The 19,189-nt window shown below is 37.5% G+C and carries 15 protein-coding genes and 1 pseudogene; 10 read left to right on the plus strand and 6 right to left on the minus strand.

The genetic code is table 11. The features are described from left to right. Nucleotide 1 precedes the first annotated feature (1 nt). From C9J36_RS02085 to murJ, 3 genes and pseudogenes are all read left to right on the plus strand, one after another. A pseudogene (locus C9J36_RS02085) lies at nucleotides 2-175 on the plus strand (transposase); the annotation flags it as partial. 3 nt (nucleotides 176-178) lie between these two features. Further along, nucleotides 179-1,267 carry an IS200/IS605 family element RNA-guided endonuclease TnpB gene (gene tnpB / locus C9J36_RS02090; protein WP_107942098.1) on the plus strand — a complete coding sequence of 363 codons (1,089 nt, stop codon included), beginning with the start codon at nucleotides 179-181 and terminating at the stop codon, nucleotides 1,265-1,267. A 324-nt stretch (nucleotides 1,268-1,591) separates the two neighbouring features. Further along, a complete protein-coding gene (gene murJ, locus C9J36_RS02095) occupies nucleotides 1,592-3,106 on the plus strand; it encodes a murein biosynthesis integral membrane protein MurJ (protein WP_107942099.1) in 1,515 nt (504 codons plus the stop codon). 268 nt (nucleotides 3,107-3,374) lie between these two features. Here the strand turns inward: murJ and C9J36_RS02100 are convergent, their stop codons facing one another. Continuing rightward, nucleotides 3,375-4,718: a S41 family peptidase gene (locus C9J36_RS02100; protein WP_107942100.1), complete on the minus strand. Its 1,344-nt coding sequence runs from the start codon at nucleotides 4,716-4,718 to the stop codon at nucleotides 3,375-3,377. Nucleotides 4,719-4,745: 27 nt separating this feature from the next. Further along, on the minus strand, nucleotides 4,746-6,068 hold the full coding sequence (gene brnQ / locus C9J36_RS02105; RefSeq protein WP_107942101.1) for a branched-chain amino acid transport system II carrier protein: 1,323 nt from the start codon (nucleotides 6,066-6,068) through the stop codon (nucleotides 4,746-4,748). 320 nt (nucleotides 6,069-6,388) lie between these two features. Between brnQ and C9J36_RS02110 the strand changes: the two genes are divergently transcribed. The 3 genes from C9J36_RS02110 (at nucleotide 6,389) to C9J36_RS02120 (ending at nucleotide 8,595) form a co-directional block, all read left to right on the plus strand. Beyond that, nucleotides 6,389-6,577, plus strand: coding sequence for a hypothetical protein (locus tag C9J36_RS02110; RefSeq protein ID WP_107942102.1), 189 nt, complete (start codon nucleotides 6,389-6,391; stop codon nucleotides 6,575-6,577). 226 nt (nucleotides 6,578-6,803) lie between these two features. Beyond that, complete coding sequence (locus tag C9J36_RS02115) at nucleotides 6,804-7,661, plus strand: C40 family peptidase (RefSeq protein WP_107942103.1); 858 nt, start codon at nucleotides 6,804-6,806, stop codon at nucleotides 7,659-7,661. A 445-nt stretch (nucleotides 7,662-8,106) separates the two neighbouring features. Further along, nucleotides 8,107-8,595 (plus strand): C40 family peptidase, encoded by a 489-nt coding sequence (locus C9J36_RS02120; RefSeq protein ID WP_107942104.1) that lies wholly within the window; start codon nucleotides 8,107-8,109, stop codon nucleotides 8,593-8,595. A 336-nt stretch (nucleotides 8,596-8,931) separates the two neighbouring features. On the opposite strand, the gene C9J36_RS02125 is transcribed toward C9J36_RS02120, so the two are convergent. Then, nucleotides 8,932-9,840 carry an accessory Sec system S-layer assembly protein gene (locus C9J36_RS02125; RefSeq protein ID WP_107942105.1) on the minus strand — a complete coding sequence of 303 codons (909 nt, stop codon included), beginning with the start codon at nucleotides 9,838-9,840 and terminating at the stop codon, nucleotides 8,932-8,934. Between the two features lie 2 nt (nucleotides 9,841-9,842). Then, nucleotides 9,843-12,212: an accessory Sec system translocase SecA2 gene (gene secA2, locus C9J36_RS02130; RefSeq protein ID WP_066165002.1), complete on the minus strand. Its 2,370-nt coding sequence runs from the start codon at nucleotides 12,210-12,212 to the stop codon at nucleotides 9,843-9,845. A gap of 467 nt (nucleotides 12,213-12,679) precedes the next feature. On the opposite strand from secA2, the gene C9J36_RS02135 reads away from it, so the two are divergent. Next, entirely contained in the window at nucleotides 12,680-13,723 is a 1,044-nt protein-coding gene (locus C9J36_RS02135) for a glycosyltransferase family 4 protein (protein ID WP_066165005.1), read from the plus strand. 195 nt (nucleotides 13,724-13,918) lie between these two features. On the opposite strand, the gene C9J36_RS02140 is transcribed toward C9J36_RS02135, so the two are convergent. Both C9J36_RS02140 and C9J36_RS02145 read right to left on the minus strand, forming a co-directional pair. Next, the gene (locus tag C9J36_RS02140; RefSeq protein ID WP_066165008.1) at nucleotides 13,919-14,986 is read right to left on the minus strand and encodes an LCP family protein; all 1,068 of its coding nucleotides are present in this window, start codon (nucleotides 14,984-14,986) and stop codon (nucleotides 13,919-13,921) included. A 140-nt stretch (nucleotides 14,987-15,126) separates the two neighbouring features. After that, a complete protein-coding gene (locus tag C9J36_RS02145) occupies nucleotides 15,127-15,759 on the minus strand; it encodes a YigZ family protein (protein WP_066165011.1) in 633 nt (210 codons plus the stop codon). Between the two features lie 309 nt (nucleotides 15,760-16,068). Here C9J36_RS02145 and C9J36_RS02150 point away from each other — a divergent pair, with 309 nt between their 5' ends. The 3 genes from C9J36_RS02150 to C9J36_RS02160 all read left to right on the plus strand — a co-directional run bounded on the left by C9J36_RS02150 (nucleotide 16,069) and on the right by C9J36_RS02160 (nucleotide 18,984). Next, the gene (locus C9J36_RS02150) at nucleotides 16,069-17,223 is read left to right on the plus strand and encodes a sensor histidine kinase (RefSeq protein ID WP_107942106.1); all 1,155 of its coding nucleotides are present in this window, start codon (nucleotides 16,069-16,071) and stop codon (nucleotides 17,221-17,223) included. A 30-nt stretch (nucleotides 17,224-17,253) separates the two neighbouring features. Then, a complete protein-coding gene (locus C9J36_RS02155) occupies nucleotides 17,254-17,928 on the plus strand; it encodes a response regulator (protein ID WP_066165014.1) in 675 nt (224 codons plus the stop codon). A gap of 534 nt (nucleotides 17,929-18,462) precedes the next feature. Then, nucleotides 18,463-18,984, plus strand: coding sequence for a nuclear transport factor 2 family protein (locus tag C9J36_RS02160; protein ID WP_066165018.1), 522 nt, complete (start codon nucleotides 18,463-18,465; stop codon nucleotides 18,982-18,984). Nucleotides 18,985-19,189 lie beyond the last annotated feature (205 nt).

A 19,189-nucleotide genomic window follows, 5' to 3' on the forward strand; every position in this document is an offset into this window, starting at 1 on the left:
GAATATATTTAAAAGTGCTAGTTCACGAAAAATCAAAAACGAATTTCCTAAAATCAGACAGAAACTATGGAAAGAATATTTCTGGTCACAAAGCTATTGTTTGCTAACTGTTGGCGGTGCACCATTAGAAATCCTAAAGCAATACATTGAAACACAAGGAAAAAAGGAGGTGTAGGAAATGTTGAAAGCATACAAATATCGTATCTACCCGAACAAAGAACAGCGAATATTTTTCGTAAAAACCTTTGGGTGTGTGCGGTTTGTCTATAACAAAATGCTTGCCGATAGAATCAATTCTTATAAGGAATCTCAAGAAAACATTGATAAGTCCATCAAGTATCCTACACCAGCCAAATATAAAGTTGAATTTCCGTTTCTAAAAGAAGTGGATAGTCTTGCTTTGGCTAACGCCCAATTAAATCTAGACAAGGCTTATGCTAATTTCTTTCGTGATAAATCTGTGGGATTTCCAAAATTCAAAAGCAAAAAAGATAATCACCGTAGCTACAAGACGAACAACCAAAAAGGAACCATATATATTGATAATGGTTATATCAAGTTGCCAAAACTAAAAACAATGGTACGAATCAAGCAACATAGATTATTCCAAGGCTTGATTAAGTCTGTAACCATTTCCCAAGCACCAACAGGCAAATATTTTGCTTCTGTTTTGGTGGAAGAAAATGAACAATTATTCCCTAAGATTGATACTAGGGTTGGTATTGATGTTGGCTTGAAAGACTTCGCCATATTATCCAATGGAAAGAAATATGAAAATCCTAAATGGTTACGAAAAGCTGAAAAAAGATTAGCTTTTTTGCAACGTTCTTTATCACGCAAAAAGAAAGGTTCTAAAAATCGCAATAAGGTTAGACTACAAGTCGTAAAACTTCACGAAAAGATTGCTAACCAACGAAATGATTTTCTTCACAAAATAAGTAATGAAATCACAAACGAAAATCAAGTAATTGTGATAGAGGACTTGAAAGTGAAAAATATGCAAAAGAATCACAATTTAGCAAAAGCAATCAGTGAAGTATCTTGGGCTAAATTCAGAGAATACCTTGACTACAAAGCAATATGGAAAGGTCGTGACTTGATAATTGCACCTAAGAATTATGCAAGTAGTCAATTATGTTCTTGCTGTGGTTATAAGAACAAGGAAGTCAAGAAACTAAACCTTAGAGAGTGGACTTGTCCTGAATGTAATAGCCATCACGATAGAGACCATAATGCAAGTCTAAATCTGCTAAAACTAGCCATGTAATTGGTATCTTCCATAGGGGCAGGAACTGTCCTCATAGCTTGGTAAATATAGATAGCTAGTAAAAGTATCTACTTCCCAAGAAGCCCCCACTTCAAGCGACCCGTAAGGGTGGTAAGTGGTGGGAGTAGTTCACGAAACTATAAATGCTCAGAAGGTTATCCAAAAAAACCAATTCATTTTAATATAAAGGAAAGTTGCTAGATGCAAACTTTGCTACCCATTTTTATATTCAATAAAACACAAACAAAAGCGTCCGAACGGCAGGTGAAGTACTGCTGTTCGGACGCGCCCTTTAAAATTGCCAAAGATAAGGATTGATGCAGCGTGAACCGCATTTTAAAAATTGTCGGAGCGGTAGCGGTTATTAATATACTCGCTCGACTTTTTGGGTTTTTGCGTGAGGTTATAATTGGATGGCAGTATGGTACAACAGAGCTTGCTGCTAGCATCATTAATGCTTACACCATTCCCAATTTTTTATATTTAGTAATAGGCGGTGCGTTTACGACTGCTTTTATTTCGATTTACCATAAAACATCTGCCTCACTTACAGACTATATTCGCCGTACGTTTACGACAATTATCGTATCAATTTCGATTATTTCGTTACTGTTTATCATTTTTGCAAATCCGATTTTGCATTGGTATTTCCAAGCGGCGACAGGCGAGGAATATGAGCGGCTGAAATCACTTTATTATTGGATGATGCCATCAACAATTATGCTCGTGCTTTCGACTTGGCTAAGCGGTGTTTTAAACGTGCAAGGCAAGTTCCATTTATCGAGCTTCTCGGTGCTTATTTATAATTTATCTTTTTTAATTATTTCAGTTGGGCTATCGCTTGTCATTGGACCGATTGGCTATGGTGTTGGGGCATTGCTTGGGGCAGCCTGTATGTTCTTTTTCCTCGTATTTGGCGTGCGCAAAGCAGAGCACATGTCGTTTAAGCTGATGCCTCCCAATGCAGATGACCAAAAGGAGCTATGGAAAGTGGCTTTACCGATTATGCTTGGTGGGGCGACAGCACAAATGTATATTTTAATTCAGCGCTTCTTTACAAATATGTTGGATGCTAGTGCTGTAACTGCTGTGAACTACGCGACGAAAATGTCACAGTTTCCACAAGCGATTTTAATGACGGCTGTGACGACAGTTATTTTCCCATTACTTAGTAAAAAGGAGGGAGAAGAGGATATAGCGGCTGTAAAAGCTTTGTATTTACGCGGACTGCGCTTACTCTACATATTAGTAATGCCGGTTTCTGTCTATTTTTATTTCCAAGCAGAGCCGATTATTCGTATTGTTTTTGAGCGGAATCAATGGGATGCTACAGATACGGCTGTGATGACACCATTGCTTACAGTATTCAGTCTTACGATGTTTTTCCTTGCTGCCAATATGTACGTAACACGTTTCTATTATGCGAAAGGTAACTCGATGACGCCTGTTATTTTTAGCTTTATTACTGTTTTTGGTGTAAATATCGCAGTTATTCAATTAATGATAGGGCAGTATGCGGCACATGCTATTGCTTGGGGAACTGTTGTCAGTGCAGCAGCCAATTTCTTGTTACTTGTCATATGGCTACAATGGAAATACAAGTTAAAGCTCATTGATAAAAATATGTCGCAATTTATGAGATTTGCTACATTAACAGTGATTTATATTGCTATTGTATGGCTTGTATCAACATATATCCATATCAATTTTATTTGGCTACATGTGATTGTCACATTTATGATTTTGCTAATTAGCTATGTTTTATTATTAGCACTATTCCGCTTGCAGGAGCTCCAGCAAATCATAGCGAAGGTGAAAAAGAAGCTATTCAAGAAATAATAAAGGGCAATGTCACTCGAGTAAACATTTTAAGCATTTATATTATCGCTAAAACTGTATTAATCACAATAAATTGTCACTTGGAAAGCGTGGGGCTATTTCGAAAGTTTATTTTCGCCCTATTGTAGGGAGAAATTCGCTTTCCGCTTATTTTATTTTAAATTCAAAAGAAAGATGCTAAACACTGGGTGATTTCCTTTGGTGAGGCATCAACGAAAGCGTCCCAAAAGCAGGCAATGCACTACTTTTGGGACGTCCCTTCTTTCCTTTAATTTACTGTAATATGCACATATTGCCCTTTCGCTTTTGAATCTTTTAAGGCTGCTGGGTGAATGATGAGCATGTATTGTGTTTGTTCAGCAAGCAGCTCTGTTGTTGTAATAACGAGCTGTTTATTTTTTTGAACAACTTTTATTGGAACAGCTTCGCCACCTAAAGCTACAAGCTCGATGGAACTTGCTGGAAGCTTCGAGGCAAGCAATTGGCTATAAGAAAGAGTTACTGTTTTACTTTCCTTCACTGTAACTGCTGGCAATGCCCTATAAAGCTTAAATTTGCCTACAAGCGAATCGAAATGTGCTGTCATTATTGGCGTAGTCGTTGTAATATGTGGCTTTACGCCAACTTCATTAATTGCACTACCATTTGGACCAGAGAATTTTCCTACTGTCAGCTTTAAATAGCTGCCATCGGAAAGCTCAAAAAATCCTTGCATTGTCCCTTTACCGTATGTTTTTTCGCCATAAACAACTGCTGACTTTTGATCAACTAATGCCGCAGCTAACATTTCTGATGCGCTGGCACTAAAGCGATTGACAAGTACGCGCGTGTCCGTAGGGAATTTTGTAGGCTGGAAGCTAGAATTGTATTTCGTCGTACCTGTTGCTGTTTGCAGCTTGTAAGCATATGGTGATTTAGGAAACATGCCAATTAATTGCTCAGCGGCTGTTACATAGCCACCGCCATTATCTTGTACATCTAAAATAAAGGAAGTTGCTCCCTGTGATTTCAGCTCGTTAAATGCTTTTTTTACAAGCTTTGCTGCATCCTCTGAAAAAGAGCTTAAATGAATAAAGCCTATATTTCCGTAAAGCAGCTTTGTTGTGACGTTTGGAATGCTGAATGGTTGACGAATGAGCGTCATCATTTTTGTCTGTCCATTATGCAGTATACCAAGGCGCACAGATGTATTTTGCTCTCCCATAATCAAGGACGTTGCTTCTTGAATAGACATTGGGACAGTTGATTGTCCGTTGATGCTGACGATGATTTGCCCGCTTTTTATGCCGGCTTTGTGTGCGCTACCACCTTCAATTACCTCTTTAATTAACACACCTTTATCGTGCTTTTCTACGACAACTCCAATACCAACGGAGGTCATTTCAATCGAACTTATATATTTTTCGAATTCAGCTGCAGTGAAGAAGGTAGAATAGGCATCAAGCATATCCATGACCTCTTGGATGGAAGAGGCATTTTGTAAGCTACCGTTAATATTGCCAACATACTCTGCTTTAATTAGTGATTTTACCTCATCTAAAGTGCTCGCATTTGCTGTTATCGGTATTAATAAAAAGAAGCTAAAAAGCATTGCTTTTAGTAAGTTTTTCATTCGTTCCACACCTTTATAAGTGATATTTTAAGCATTGCGATACTTATTTTTGACGCTATGAATCATCAAGCCAATAATTGTTGCAACACAGGCAGGAATTAACCAACCGATGCTTTGCTCGTATAATGGGAGGTAACTAATAATATTTTCGTATGTGCTAATTTCAATTCCTAACGTTTTAAAACCGTCGTATATACTAATAGCAGCAGTTACTAGCAAAGGTAGCCCGTACACAATGGAGCTGTGCTGGAAATGATTTGCGAATAACGCTAATAGCATAAGCACAATGGCAATTGGATAAATCGCTAATAAAACTGGTAGTGAATAAGAAATGATTGATTCTAAACCAAAATTCGAAATGGTTAAACCTAGTATAGTGAACACTATTAAGAAAACCTGATATGAAACACGTGGGAATAGCTTGTTGAAAAATGCTGCGTTAGCTGATAATAGTCCAACAGCGGTTGTTAAGCAGGCTAAAATAATCGTTGCAGCTAAAATAATGCTGCCTGCTTTACCAAAGAGAGCATTCGTCGCTTTTGCAATAATGACCCCACCATCATTGTGAAAGCCGATAACGCTTGTGCTCGTCACACCGATGTACGCAAGTGATACGTAAACAAACGCTAAACCAAGTGCTGCTACAATACCTGAAAAAATAACGATTTTAATTTGCTGTGTTTTTTGCGTTAAACCACGTCCATTTAACGCTTGGACAATAACAATACCGAATACAAGAGCAGCAAGCACATCCATCGTTAAGTAGCCTTGAATAAAGCTCTCAAAAAATGGTGAAGTTTGATAATTCCCCTGTGATTCTCCGATTGGACCGAGTGGTGTAATCACACTTTTTAGGGCAAGTGCTAAAATAATTAGCAATAAAGCAGGCGTTAAGATTTTCCCGATACGATCTACAATTTTTGTAGGATTAAACGCTAAATATAGCGTTATCACAAAAAATATAAGGGTTGTGATGAATAGGGAAAGTGGACTTTCAGCCATTTGCTGAGTTAAAAATGGTGCTTTAATTCCGATTTCATAGGATACGGCTGCTGTTCGAGGAATCGCAAAAAATGGTCCAATTGATAAATAAACAATCGATGTGAAAATAATACCGAAAAGAGGATTTACTTTACTGGATAGTTCATGTAAATCTCCTCCGCTTTTTGCTACCGTTATAACCCCAATAAGCGGTAAGCCAACCCCTGTAATTAAGAAGCCAATCATTGCGATTAAAATATGCTCACCAGCCTGTTGGCCTAATAATGGTGGGAAAATAATATTTCCAGCTCCTAAAAACAGTGCGAATAGCATGAAGCCTACAACGAGGTTTTCACGAATAAATTTCATGGTACTTTCTCTCCTTAAAATAGTGACTGACACAAGTAGTATGTATACTAGCATACACTTTTTTGGGGGGCTTGGAAATGCCATTATTAGAATTTAACGAAATGTTTCAAATAATTAATATTGATTATGTTTAGTTTACGAAAAGGCTTTTCAAAATTGTTATAAAAGAGTTGCAGCCAATACAAAAAAGTCTGAAGAAGCTGTTAAACATGTAACATTAGAAATTCGACGTAAAAACCTAAGACGTGGTCGAGTAAGACTGAAAGATCCAACAGAAGAAAGAATATTAGCTCGCTTTAATCGTAAATTAGGAGAGGGAAATGGGTTATCATCAAGCTAAATATCAAATCGAACTATTAAAAATATTATCGAGTAACTATGAATCAATAGATATAGAGTACCTTAAAGAGAAAATAGAAACAAAGCAGGAGTTAGCTATGCTAGAAGAATGGCTTAGTCAATTAGCAAGAGGTTTTAAGAAGGAGTTACCCGATGGAAGAGGGCACTGAAAAATCGATTTGTCACAAAATTTGTGAGACAAATTGATTTTTTTAATGGAAAAGCGGTCACTCCCATTTAGGACTTGAGATGGAATTATAAAATTAGCTAGACAAAATAAAAAATCACAATAAGGGCAAATAGGCTATTGTGAATAGTTATATATATTCGTTACAATAACATTAATTATAGTAAAAAGTTCGTTATATGTAATCTAGAAAGGACGGGGTTTTGAAAATGGCAAGTAAATGGCACGCTGCGGTTGCGAGTACGCTAATATTGTCAGCGCTCGTAGTACCAGCAGCAGAGGCAGCATCTTATACAGTACAAAAAGGCGACACATTGACGAAAATTGCAAAAGAACATGAACTAACAGTACAGCAATTAAAGCAATGGAATAATTTAAAATCAGATGCTATTTTCGTAAATCAAAAGCTAATGCTAGCAAGTCCAGAAGTAAAAGCAACTAAAGTGGAGAAAGTCGAAAAAGCTGTAGTTGAGGAAAAGACAACGAATGCAACTACTTATACAGTTAAGAGAGGCGATACATTAACAGTTATCGCTCAAAAAAATAATATGACAGTTGAGCAGCTAAAAGAACTGAATAAGCTGCAATCGGATTTTATCTATATTAATCAGCAGCTACAAGTAAATAACGTGGCGCAATCAAATTTAATAACGGAGCAAGTTATAACAGTTGCGCCGGGAACAAATGGACAAGCTGTTTATCACCGTGTTGTTGAACTCGCTCATGAATTGCTTGGGACACCCTATTTATTTGCTGGAAATACGATAGAGGGCTTTGATTGTAGCGGCTTTGTCAAATATGTTTATAGCAATGCGGGCTTAGATATTTCTCGTAAAAGTAGCTTAGATTATTTTTTACAGGATACAACTGCAGTAGAGGAGCCTATGCCAGGGGATGTAGTGTTTTTCAAAAATACGTACATACCAAATATTTCACATATGGGTATTTATATAGGTGAAGATCAATTTATTCATGCGGGGACAACAGGTGTTGAAATCTCTAAAGTAACTCATAGCTATTGGGCGGAGCGTTTTGTTGCGTTCAAGCGCTTTAATGGTATTGAATAATTAAATCAGACTGCTAGAAAGCTAGGAAACGAGGCTTTTTGGTAGTCCTTCTTTTTGTTAAGTAAATGCCTAAAAAGTGCGTAGAAGTACCCTTTTTGTCTCCCTGAACAAAAAGTGAAAAGTATGTACAAGCAACTGTTATAGGTTTTGAAGATGCGTTGAAAATTAAGACTAAATTAACCTATGTTATATTACAAATGTTACAAAGGTGTAAGATGAAATTAGGGGAATGTCTCTAATGTTTTACATAGAACTGCAATGTTTTTGTAAAAAAGATGTTTAAATGTTGATATAACAGGGTATAGAAGGAAGTCGTCATTTAACACAGTTTTTTATATGTGTAACTGTATTGTTACAGAACTGTAATGTTACAGTGGAGCAACTCATGTTAATCTTAGAACAGTTAAATTATCAGAAAATTATTCGGCTGTGTGGAGGATTATTAATGAGTTACAACAATATTTTACGAAATACATTATTAACATTTTTAGCAGCATTAGCTATCTTCTTATCACCTATTGGGAACGATAAAGCATCTGCTGCGGATTTTACTTCAAGCGATTTTAAATCAACAGCTCAAAAATATTTAGGTGTACCATATGCATATGGTGGTACTACATCAAGAGGCTTTGATTGCTCTGGATATGTTCGTGCTGTATTCAGTGATTTAGGCATTACTACATTACCTCGCACTTCAGCATCTATGTACAGTGTAGGAACAGAGGTTAGTAAAAACGATTTAATTCCAGGTGACTTAGTATTCTTTAATACTTCAGGTAGTGGTATTTCTCACGTAGGTGTTTACTTAGGCGGTGGCAAATTCATCCACTCCCAAACGAATATTGGTGTAAGTGTTACAGATATTAATGACAAATGGTATTGGGGTAACCGCTATGTAGGTGCAAAACGAGTTGCGAATGTTTCATTCGAATAATATTATACATACTCTATACATAGTAAAATATACAGCTAATAAAGATTGGTGCGTGAGAACTATTTCACGTGTCAATCTTTTTTATATGACCCATTTCCCAATGTATGATAGAGTGCTGTGAAATATACCATAGGACATGACTCTAGGGAGAGTTGCAAAAATATGAGGTGAGTGCCAATAGAGCACGGCAGGTCGCTGATAAAGAGGGACCGCATGCAAATAAAATTCAGCAAGTCATAACAAATGCTGAAACGCCAATAGAAACAGACCATCCACAACCCTATCAATCAAACAAAAAATGTTAGACCAAGTTAATCTCGGTCTAACATTTTGTTTTTATTGCTGTGGTACACGTGCTGTCCAGCGTGAAAGGTCAATTCCTTTTACGTTTACTAGTTGGGCAGGGAAAATAAATGTCCACGGCTTTGTTGTATTTGGCAGTACTGTTAAAACAGGGTCAAGTTTGAATGAGCCTTTTGCTACTTGCTTACCGCGCGCGTCGATAATTTCAAGTGGTAGCTGCTCTAAGTTAATTGCTTTGTCGTTACCGTTACGAATAAAGATGGATACATGTAAGCTTTTATCGTTTTGAAGCTTTGCCTGTAAGCCAGTAAAGTTGACCTCTGATTTACCTAGCTTTGGTAAGTCCTTGACGATTTTTTCTAACGCTTCTTGCTGATCCACTGGCAATTGTTTTTTCCACGTTTCATCTAAATCAAGCTGATGCCCACGTAAAGAAATTAAGTTGAAGGCAATTTTCCATTCGTCTTCTTTTGGTACTTCCTTTACACCTTCTTCAATAGAGTCTTTATCAAACTCAAATACCCAAGGGCGGGCACTTTCAGCGGGAATAATGCCTAAATCCTGAAAGTGGAACGTTTTAGACGCTAGACGCTTGTCATCCTTATCTAAAATAAGTAATTCGATTTCTCCAAGTTCAATCGGTTCTGGTAATGAAGAACGGAAAAATACTTTGACATTCCATGCACCCGTACGTGGGTTTTCTTCAATATTAATTGCTGATAGTGATAGCTGATTTGGTTTTAATGGCTGCAATTCATTTGCTAAGAAATTAAATACGTATTGTTGCTCTAATGGCACATTCCATTGTGGATGGAAGGATAATTTTGTTACGACATCACGTTCATCACCTGATTGCTTCGTATCCTTTAATAATTCCTTTGAGTCAACAGCGCTGTCTGCTCCTACTTTATCACCTTTTTTGAAAAAATCGAATAAGCCCATGTTTATAGTTCCTCCTGCTCTTCAATCATTGAAAGATTTTTCATAAATGCTACAAGTTCTTCTACAATGCTACGGCGCAGTTCCTGATAGTTTTTACCGAATAACTCTAAGCCTTCACGTTGGTAAATACGCATTGGGTCTTCTTGCTGGTAATGACGTAATCCGATACCTTCTTTTAAATGCGTCATTTGCTCTAAGTGTTTTACCCATGTTGCGTCAATATAGCTTAATACAACTTGTGGGATGACACGCATCACTTGCTCGTTGCTCTCATAGCTTTCGATAAAGTCACGTAACTCAAATACACTGCTATTCAACGAATCTAAAATTTTAGTTACTTTTGTTTCTGTTCGGTCGATAGTAACGTCTGTTAAAAATAAAGTGTTAACCGTCTGCTCCATTTTATCGAAATTCCATTCAAGCGGGTCGGCTTCCTCTGGTGCATTATCGCGTACTGCAAAATCAACCGTTTCATACATCATACGTGTAATGAGTGCAAGTAAATCTTCACCTGCTAACACTCTATCGCGTAAATCATAAATGATTTTGCGTTGGTCATTAATGACATCATCTAGCTTTAAATTGTATTCACGCATGGAGAAATGAGCACCTTCTACGATGCGCTGCGTGCGATTAATAAGCTCGATAATATCTTTATTCTCAACGCGCTTAATATCGTTGACAATCATTTTTTTACGGAACTTTTCCACATCATCTTTAGCGAAGCGTTTAAACATATCGTCCTCTATTGATAAAATAAACTGGCTTTCACCAGGGTCGCCTTGACGACCAGAGCGTCCACGTAATTGATTATCCACACGACGGCTTTCATGCTTTTCTGTACCGATAACCAAAAGACCACCAAGCGCCTCAACACCTTCACCTAAAACGATATCAGTACCTCGTCCCGCCATGTTTGTCGCAACAGTAATACGTCCTTTTTGCCCAGCCTCAGAAATAAGCTCTACTTCTTGCTCCACCGTTTTTGCGTTTAAGAGCTGGTGCGGTAAGCTATATTTTTTTAGGTACTGTGATACTTTTTCAGATTGTAAAATAGAAGTTGTACCAATTAGTACAGGCTGTCCTTTTTCATGGCGACGCAGCGTTTCTTGCGCTACATACTCATATTTGTCTTCAATTGTTTCGAAGACGATATCTGTTTGGTCGATACGTTTTCGTGGTCTATTCGTTGGAATTTGAATGACGCGCATATTGTATACTTCTAAAATTTCCTTTTCCTGAGTTTTTGCTGTACCCGTCATCCCTGACAATTTCGGATACATACGGAAATAGTTTTGAATGGTAATTTGTGCTTGTGCTTTATTTTCCTCTGTTATTTCGACGCCTTCCTTTGCTTCAATTGCTTGATGCAAGCCGTCAGATAATGTTCGGCCTTCCATAATGCGACCTGTAAACATATCCACAAGCTCAATTTTATTATCACGCACGATATAGTCAACGTCGCGCTCAAACATTACGTGGGCACGTACAGCTTGAATAACGTAGTGATAAAGTGTTTGATGCTCTAAATCGTAAAGGTTGTCAACACCAAATGCCGCCTCTACCTTTTCGATACCTTGATCTGTTAAAGAAGTGGCCTTTGTTTCGTCATCAAAATCGTAGTCCTCATCCTTTACAAAGCGCTTCGCTAGCATCGCTGCGATACGATGCAACTCTTCATTTGCCGACATTTTACCTGCAATAATAAGAGGTGTTTTTGCTTCGTCGATTAATACCGAGTCTACTTCATCGATAATCGCAAAATGATATGGGCGCTGTACTTTATCAGCAATCGAATGTGCCATATTGTCACGTAAATAGTCGAAGCCAAACTCTGTGCCGACACCGTATGTAATATCAGCATTATAAGCATCTTTTTTTGCACCTTGCTCCATCATCGGTACGTTTAAGCCGACTGTTAAGCCGAGGAAGCGGTGAATTTGTCCAATTAATTCGAAGTCGCGCTTTGCTAAATAATCATTTACAGTAATGACGTGTACGCCTTTACCTTCTAGTGCGCGCACATAAGATGGGAGGGATGCGACTAATGTTTTCCCTTCACCTGTAGGCATTTCTGCGATATTACCCTCTGTTAATACTAAACCACCGATTAATTGCACATCGAAGTGGCGCATATTTAAAATACGCTTAGATGTTTCACGAACGACAGCAAATGCGTCAGGGATAATTGCTGTAACTTCTTCGCCATTTTCAATGCGTTCTTTAAATTTCAAAGTCATGCCTTGTAGTTCTTCATCTGACATTGCAGCATATGTTGCTTCAAGTGCATTAATTTGATCTACTATTTTATAGTATCGTTTTAATTCGCGAGCACTTGTTTGCTCTTTATTCCGTTTAAAAATTGAGAACATTTTATTACGCTCCTTTAAAGTTGTCTCCTTAAAATAGCTAGCAGACACTAGCTTATTCTATCAGAAAATCAGCTATATTACTACTCATGGCTGCATGAACAATCAGTGAGAGAAAGAGGCAAAGGTATAGTTTTCACCAAATTGCAGATAATATACAGTAATTTGCGAGAGAAACGCTATATTTTGTATATTAAACGTGTTATAATTATCATGGTTTATTTAGATTCAGTATATTATCTTGGTTAGAAAAGGAAGCGGCAAATACAAAACGTCCGCCCTGCAGATAGTGAAATGAATGCTAATTGACATTTCACTAACGTGAGCAGCGATATGCTCACTAAATCTAAATAAAGCCCCCGGCGGATGTCACGGATTTTGAAGCACTTTTCCACGCTTGCTCGAAAAAATCTGGACCAATTACGCCGAGGCGTAATTGATTATGACGATTAAATTTAAGGAGGAGAGACATGATTTACGTGTCTTTAATTGTCGCGTTTATTGCGGCCATTGTACTAACTCCACTTGTGAAGCGTTTAGCCTTTCGAATAGGTGCTGTTGATGCGCCAAACTACCGTAAAGTGCATGCTCGAATTATGCCAAGGTTAGGTGGACTAGCTATTTTTGGTGCGTTTTTAATCGGAGTAGCTGTATTGCGACCAGAGAGTGAATATACGCTAGCAATTATTTTAGGAGCGACGATTATTGTTGCAACTGGTGTTATCGACGATATGTATGAAATTTCCGCAAAGGCTAAGTTAATCGGACAAATTGCTGCTGCGGCAGTTATCGTATTTGTAGGCGGTATTGATATTGATTTCATCAATTTACCGTTCGGTGGTATTTTAGATTTTGGTTTTTTAAGCATTCCATTTACAATTATTTGGATTGTAGGAATTACGAATGCCATTAATTTAATTGATGGTCTTGATGGTCTAGCAGCAGGTGTATCAACGATTGCTTTAATTACACTTGCAGGAATGGCTTTAAGTATGGGTAATATTTTTGTACTTGTAATGGCGGCTATTTTAGCAGCGAGTACACTGGGCTTTTTATTTTATAATTTCCACCCAGCTAAAATTTTTATGGGTGATACAGGTGCGCTATTTTTAGGCTTTATGATTGCCGTTTTCTCCTTATTAGGATTTAAAAATGTAACGGTTATTTCATTTATTATTCCTGTTATTATGTTAGGTGTACCAATTTCTGATACATTTTTCGCGATTGTGCGTCGATTGCGCATGAAGCAAAAATGGTCGGATCCAGATAAATCACATTTACATCATCGCTTGCTTGATATGGGCTTCTCGCACCGTCAAACAGTGTTAATTATTTACGGTATTGCAAGTATGTTTGGTTTAGCGGCAGTTATCTTCTCAATGTCGACAGTATGGGGCGCTATTTTATTAGTGACAGTCATCTTAGTGGCAATTGAGTTATTTGTCGAAGTAATCGGCTTAGCAGGGAAAAATTACAAACCATTGTTAAACTTAGTACGCATTTTTAATAAATAAAACGAGAAACATCTGAAAAGCAGTGCTTTGCACGCTTTTCAGATGTTTTTTGTTTTCTTAACTTGAATAAATAAATGCTATATTTCTGATACATTAAGGGGACCTCATTTTTTTAGACTTTGCCCGCTTGGCAAATAAAAAGACTGTCTAAAAGTGGCGTATGCGCCTGCTTTTAAACAGTCCTTTTCAAATATATTATTGCTGGTTAGGCACTGTAGATGATTCTGATTGTGTTTGCTCCGAGCCATTGCCTGCTAATGATGAACCGTTTGAAGAGTTTATTGCATCATCTGTTAGGCCGAGATGGCTTTTTAAAATTACTTTTGTATCTTCTAAGGATTGCTCATCAAGCTGATAGTAATATATACCAGTAGACATATCGTCATAGCCTTCTATTGACAGCGAGTCAATACGAGGCACACCTTGTGTTAAATAGCTGAAGAAACCTTTCATTTCTTTGAATGTCATGTTTGTTTTCATGTTTGCGCCAACCGCATCAATTACTTCATCATATTTCATGATTGATGATACGGAAGCCGCTTGCTGTGCAATAGCCTTTAAAATCTCCTGCTGACGTTTACCACGCTCTACGTCACTATCGAGTTTACGTGTACGTGCCAATGCTAATGCCTCGCGCCCGTTTAAATGCTGTATGCCAGGCTGTAAATTAACTGTATTGCGATCGAATTCATCCTTTTCAAGCATAGCATATGGTACTTCTGCCTCGATACCACCAAGAGCATCTACCACATCAATAAAGGCGTTAAAATTCATACGAACATAATAATCAACGGGAATATCGAATAATTCTTCGACCGTTTCAATCGTTGCAAGCGTACCACCGAATGCGTGAGCATGGGTAATTTTATCTTTATAGCCTATGTGAGGAATATAAACATAAGAATCACGTGGAATGCTTAAAAGCTTTACTGTTTTTGTCGTTCTATTTAATGTAGCAAGCAGCAATGCATCTGATCTAGAGCCCTCACCTTGACCACGTTGTTCACTATCGTCAATCCCTACGAATAATACAGAAACATTATCTTGTATAGGCTCCACCTTCACTTCAGTAGGACGTTTTGTTGAAACTTCGCGATTTTCGATTTCTTCATATGCTTGTTCAACCGCATGTTCTGCTTTTTTCGTTAAGTACATGCCGTAAGTTGTGACGCAAATTAATAAAGATGCGGCTAATATTAATGTTATTTTAAGAGCGAGAGAAAGCTTCGAAGGCTTCTTCTCTTTTTGCTTTGACCGTTTCATTTTCATTCTCCTCTAAATATGTTAGGAATATATCATTTAACCTTGTGCAAATTTACAATACTATTAATTATACTATGCTGTACCGTATCAGTAAACGAAAAAAGCGAAAATAAGGAGAGTCTTCAAAATTTCCTAATGCTTTAAAGGATAAACTCGATAAATTGTTTGTCGACACAGGCGATTTGCGCTTGCCCATTCGTCAATTCAGTCATCCATTCAGCAAAAGCTTCTTCTTCATCCTTTAAAACGTAAACAAATACTTCGACAGCATCTGCATACTGGATTTCTTTTAAAGTATAGTGCGAATTTCGTACCTCGTTTTCTACTTTACCTAGCCATGTATAGTCAATAGACACTTGCATCAAATGATGTAATTTGCGCTCTACGACTTTTGCGGCATCGAGTCCTTCAGTAGTTGCCTTCCCATAAGCACGAATTAATCCACCGCCGCCAAGCTTTATGCCACCGAAATAGCGTGTTACGACAACGACGGTATCCTTTAAGCCTTGCTTTTTTAACACTTCTAACATAGGGACGCCTGCTGTACCACTTGGTTCCCCATCATCGTTTGCTTTTTGAATATTGTCATGCTCTCCTATTAAATAGCAGGAGCAATTATGTGTGGCAGAAGGATGCATTTTTTTTATTTTATCTATAAAATCAATGGCTTCCTGTTCTGTTTCGGCACGCTCGACATAAGCAATAAAGCGTGATTTTGAAATGACAATCTCCCTTTCACCAAAACCTTTAACAGTTGAATAATCTTTTCGCATTGTATTTCCTCCCTTAAAAATGTATAGAAAATAATGTATTTGTGAAGTAATAATTTAAAAGTATAATAATTAGTACGATACATATAAATAAGATTTATTTTTTCTGCCCTATATTATAAGATATTTTTATAGTAGCTAATGCGGAAAGCTACTTTTAAAAATAAAGGCTAAAATTCCTATTGCGGCTGGAAAAATAGATCTTCTATCGGTCTAAATTAGGGTGTTATTGTTTGACAATAATCATGAACTATATGTAAAGTTTGATTCAATACAGCACATATAGATGTCCAATGAGAATGGGGAGATTTGGTGTTTTTAAATGAAAAATTTGATATCGCCTCACTCGATGTTATTTTTAATCGCATGCTTGAAACAATTATGAGCTCTAAAAATGATATATTTATTATAAGTGAACAAAGTCAACGAAACTTCGAAGAAATGCAAAAAGAATTGGCAGCTATTCGAGAAGATATCGCAGTAGTTATCGACGAAACAGATTGCTTAGAAAGAACTACACAGCTCGCAAAGCAGCGCCTTGTTGTAGTAAGTAAAGCATTCAATACGTTCACAGAAGAGCAGGTGCGTGAAGCATACGAAACGGCTAATAATTTCCAAATACAATATATGCTCGTTCAAGAAAAGGAAAAACAGTTGCGCGAACGACGCGATGATTTGGAAAGACGAATGAAAATACTCTATGATACGATAAAACGGGCTGATCAAATTGTCAATCAAGTAAATGTTGTCGTCAATTATTTAACATCAGATTTAAGAGATGTAGGTCAAGCGCTTGAGCAAGCGAAAATTAAGCAGGACTTTGGCATAAAAATTTTAGCTGCGCAGGAAGAAGAGCGAAAACGTCTGTCGCGTGAAATACATGATGGACCTGCACAAATGATGGCAAATGTTTTAATGCGCTCAGATTTAATCGAGCGTATTTACCGAGAAAAAGGTATGGATGCGGCAATTGAGGAAATTGCACATTTGAAGTTAAATGTGCGTGAGGCCTTGTCAGAGGTGCGCCGTATTATCTACGATTTACGCCCAATGGCATTGGATGATTTAGGTATTTTACCGACATTGAAGAAGTATTTATCAACGGTTATGGAGTATAATGAGGGTGTTAATATTCAATTCCAAACGTTTAATCAGGAAAAAAGATTGGATACAAATTATGAAGTGGCGATTTTCCGATTAATTCAAGAATGTACGACAAATGCTATTAAGCATGGAAAAAGCACAGAAATATCCGTAAAGCTAGAGTGGTTGAAGCGCGACGTTAATATTAGCGTGAAAGATAATGGTGTCGGTTTCGATAAGGAACTGATAAAGGACCAGTCATTTGGCATTATCGGTATGAAGGAACGAATTGACATTTTAAATGGTAAAATGAATATTCGAAGCGAAATTGGAAAAGGCACACTTGTAACATTTAAAATACCTTTTCAAAATGACGAAATATAGATTATAAGTGAAAATTAGGGGGAAATATTTATGACGAAAATTGTAATTATAGATGACCATCAACTTTTCCGTGAAGGTGTCAAACGCATTTTAGATTTTGAGGATACTTTCGATGTAGTAGCAGAAGGTGATGATGGTGTGGATGCGGTAAGCTTATATCGCACGAATACGCCAGATGTTGTCTTAATGGATATTAATATGCCAGGTAAAAATGGCGTAGAGGCTACGCGCGAATTAATCGATGAGTTCCCAGATGCAAAAGTAATTATGTTATCGATTCATGATGACGAATCCTATGTTACGCATGCATTAAAATCAGGTGCACTTGGCTATATGCTAAAGGAAATGGATGCAGATGAAATTGTAGAGGCGATTAAAGTTGTAGCAAACGGAGGCTCTTACTTACATCCAAAAGTAACGAAAAATTTAGTTGCCGAATTCCGTCGTCTGTCTGAGCACGAAAATAATGGCAACTTCCATCAAACAGAAATTCGCCGACCATTCCATTTGTTAACGAAGCGTGAATGTGAAGTATTACAGCTTCTTACGGATGGACAAAGCAACCGTACAATCGGCGAGACACTTTATATTTCTGAAAAAACGGTAAAAAACCATGTATCAAGCATTTTACAAAAAATGAATGTAAACGACCGTACTCAAGCTGTAGTAACAGCAATTAAAAGCGGCTGGGTAGAGGTACGCTAAAAACAAAGGGCTAGGGAGAAAGTTTAAACTTTCTCCCTAGCCCTAATTTTATTCTACCTGAAAACAAGGGGAAACTGATAAAATCCGGCTAGCCGTCTAAAAACAAGGCAAGCCGCAAATATATTCGAGAAGTCGCAAATAAAATGGGCAAGTCGCAAATATAATCGGGAAGTTGCAAATAAACCGAGGCAAGTCGCAAATATAATCGGGAAGTTGCAAATATAATCGAGAAGTCGCAAATAAACGGAGGCAAGCCGCAAATATATTCGAGAAGCCGCAAATAAAATGGGTAAGTTGCAAATATAATCGAGAAGCCGCAAATAAATCGTGGCAAGTCGCAAATAAAATGAACCTCCCAGCTACTTAAGGAGTGAGGAGCCACCAAAGTGCAAGGTACAGCTTCATAAATGCTAAAAAATTTCGAAATCGAGATGAAACCTCCTACTAGCTAATGCGTCTATATGAAACGGAATATTAAATAAGCAGATGTGCATGATATATGCTACAATATGTGCGCAGGAGGTTTTGAGGAAGATGAAAAAATGGTTGATAATGCTAATAGCAGCTTTTGGGTTAGCAGCATGTGGAGATACAGAGGAACAGCTAAGCGCGGAGCAAACAGCTGATATTATTGAAAAGGGTACGGTTGGCTTTGAGGTAATGGGGGACAAAGTCGAAGCTGCACCGGATGTACCAGATGCGGAAAGAGAGAAAATAATCGGGGTCTTCAATGAGTATATTGCGGCGTTTAATGATGAGGATCTTGATCGCTACAGTGCGACACTTTCCAAAAATGCAACAGGCTTTGATTATGAAAAGGATTTAGTAGAGGCGACAAAAGTTTTTAATTCCTATACAATTAATCGTCAAGCGGACAATATTACGATTATCAAATATGAAGAAAATGAAGCACAAGTATATGCAAATTTAGAAATTGAAATGACTGAGGATGAAACTGGAACAGCGCTTTCGAGTAAAGGCCGTCAAGTAACAGTTTTAGCAAATGAAGACGGAGCATGGAAAGTAACGAGCGTTTTTTATATCGGTAATGAATAAGCCAATATAATGTTTCATATAAATTCATGTTCCACTTTGAAGCTACATAAGGTAGAATTATCTTGATTCAGCAAAAAAGCTCCCACCTTACATAGGGCGAGATGAATGCTTAAATGGCTTTTCATTCAACGGATGGCTGAATCAAAATAAAGCCTCCGGCGGATGTCACAGGACGTGACGGTTTTAGGTTAACTCCACCAATTAG

The sequence above is a fragment of the Metasolibacillus fluoroglycofenilyticus genome, assembly GCF_003049645.1.
Taxonomy (GTDB): domain Bacteria; phylum Bacillota; class Bacilli; order Bacillales_A; family Planococcaceae; genus Metasolibacillus; species Metasolibacillus fluoroglycofenilyticus.

What these genes read in the sequence shown, in the direction of transcription:
- tnpB (WP_107942098.1), top strand. Translation starts at nt 179, where the DNA reads ATGTTGAAAGCATACAAATATCGTATCTACCCGAACAAAGAACAGCGA.
- C9J36_RS02100 (WP_107942100.1), bottom strand. Translation starts at nt 4,718, where the DNA reads ATGAAAAACTTACTAAAAGCAATGCTTTTTAGCTTCTTTTTATTAATA.
- brnQ (WP_107942101.1), bottom strand. Translation starts at nt 6,068, where the DNA reads ATGAAATTTATTCGTGAAAACCTCGTTGTAGGCTTCATGCTATTCGCA.
- C9J36_RS02110 (WP_107942102.1), top strand. Translation starts at nt 6,389, where the DNA reads ATGGGTTATCATCAAGCTAAATATCAAATCGAACTATTAAAAATATTA.
- C9J36_RS02115 (WP_107942103.1), top strand. Translation starts at nt 6,804, where the DNA reads ATGGCAAGTAAATGGCACGCTGCGGTTGCGAGTACGCTAATATTGTCA.
- C9J36_RS02120 (WP_107942104.1), top strand. Translation starts at nt 8,107, where the DNA reads ATGAGTTACAACAATATTTTACGAAATACATTATTAACATTTTTAGCA.
- C9J36_RS02125 (WP_107942105.1), bottom strand. Translation starts at nt 9,840, where the DNA reads ATGGGCTTATTCGATTTTTTCAAAAAAGGTGATAAAGTAGGAGCAGAC.
- secA2 (WP_066165002.1), bottom strand. Translation starts at nt 12,212, where the DNA reads ATGTTCTCAATTTTTAAACGGAATAAAGAGCAAACAAGTGCTCGCGAA.
- C9J36_RS02135 (WP_066165005.1), top strand. Translation starts at nt 12,680, where the DNA reads ATGATTTACGTGTCTTTAATTGTCGCGTTTATTGCGGCCATTGTACTA.
- C9J36_RS02140 (WP_066165008.1), bottom strand. Translation starts at nt 14,986, where the DNA reads ATGAAACGGTCAAAGCAAAAAGAGAAGAAGCCTTCGAAGCTTTCTCTC.
- C9J36_RS02145 (WP_066165011.1), bottom strand. Translation starts at nt 15,759, where the DNA reads ATGCGAAAAGATTATTCAACTGTTAAAGGTTTTGGTGAAAGGGAGATT.
- C9J36_RS02155 (WP_066165014.1), top strand. Translation starts at nt 17,254, where the DNA reads ATGACGAAAATTGTAATTATAGATGACCATCAACTTTTCCGTGAAGGT.
- C9J36_RS02160 (WP_066165018.1), top strand. Translation starts at nt 18,463, where the DNA reads ATGAAAAAATGGTTGATAATGCTAATAGCAGCTTTTGGGTTAGCAGCA.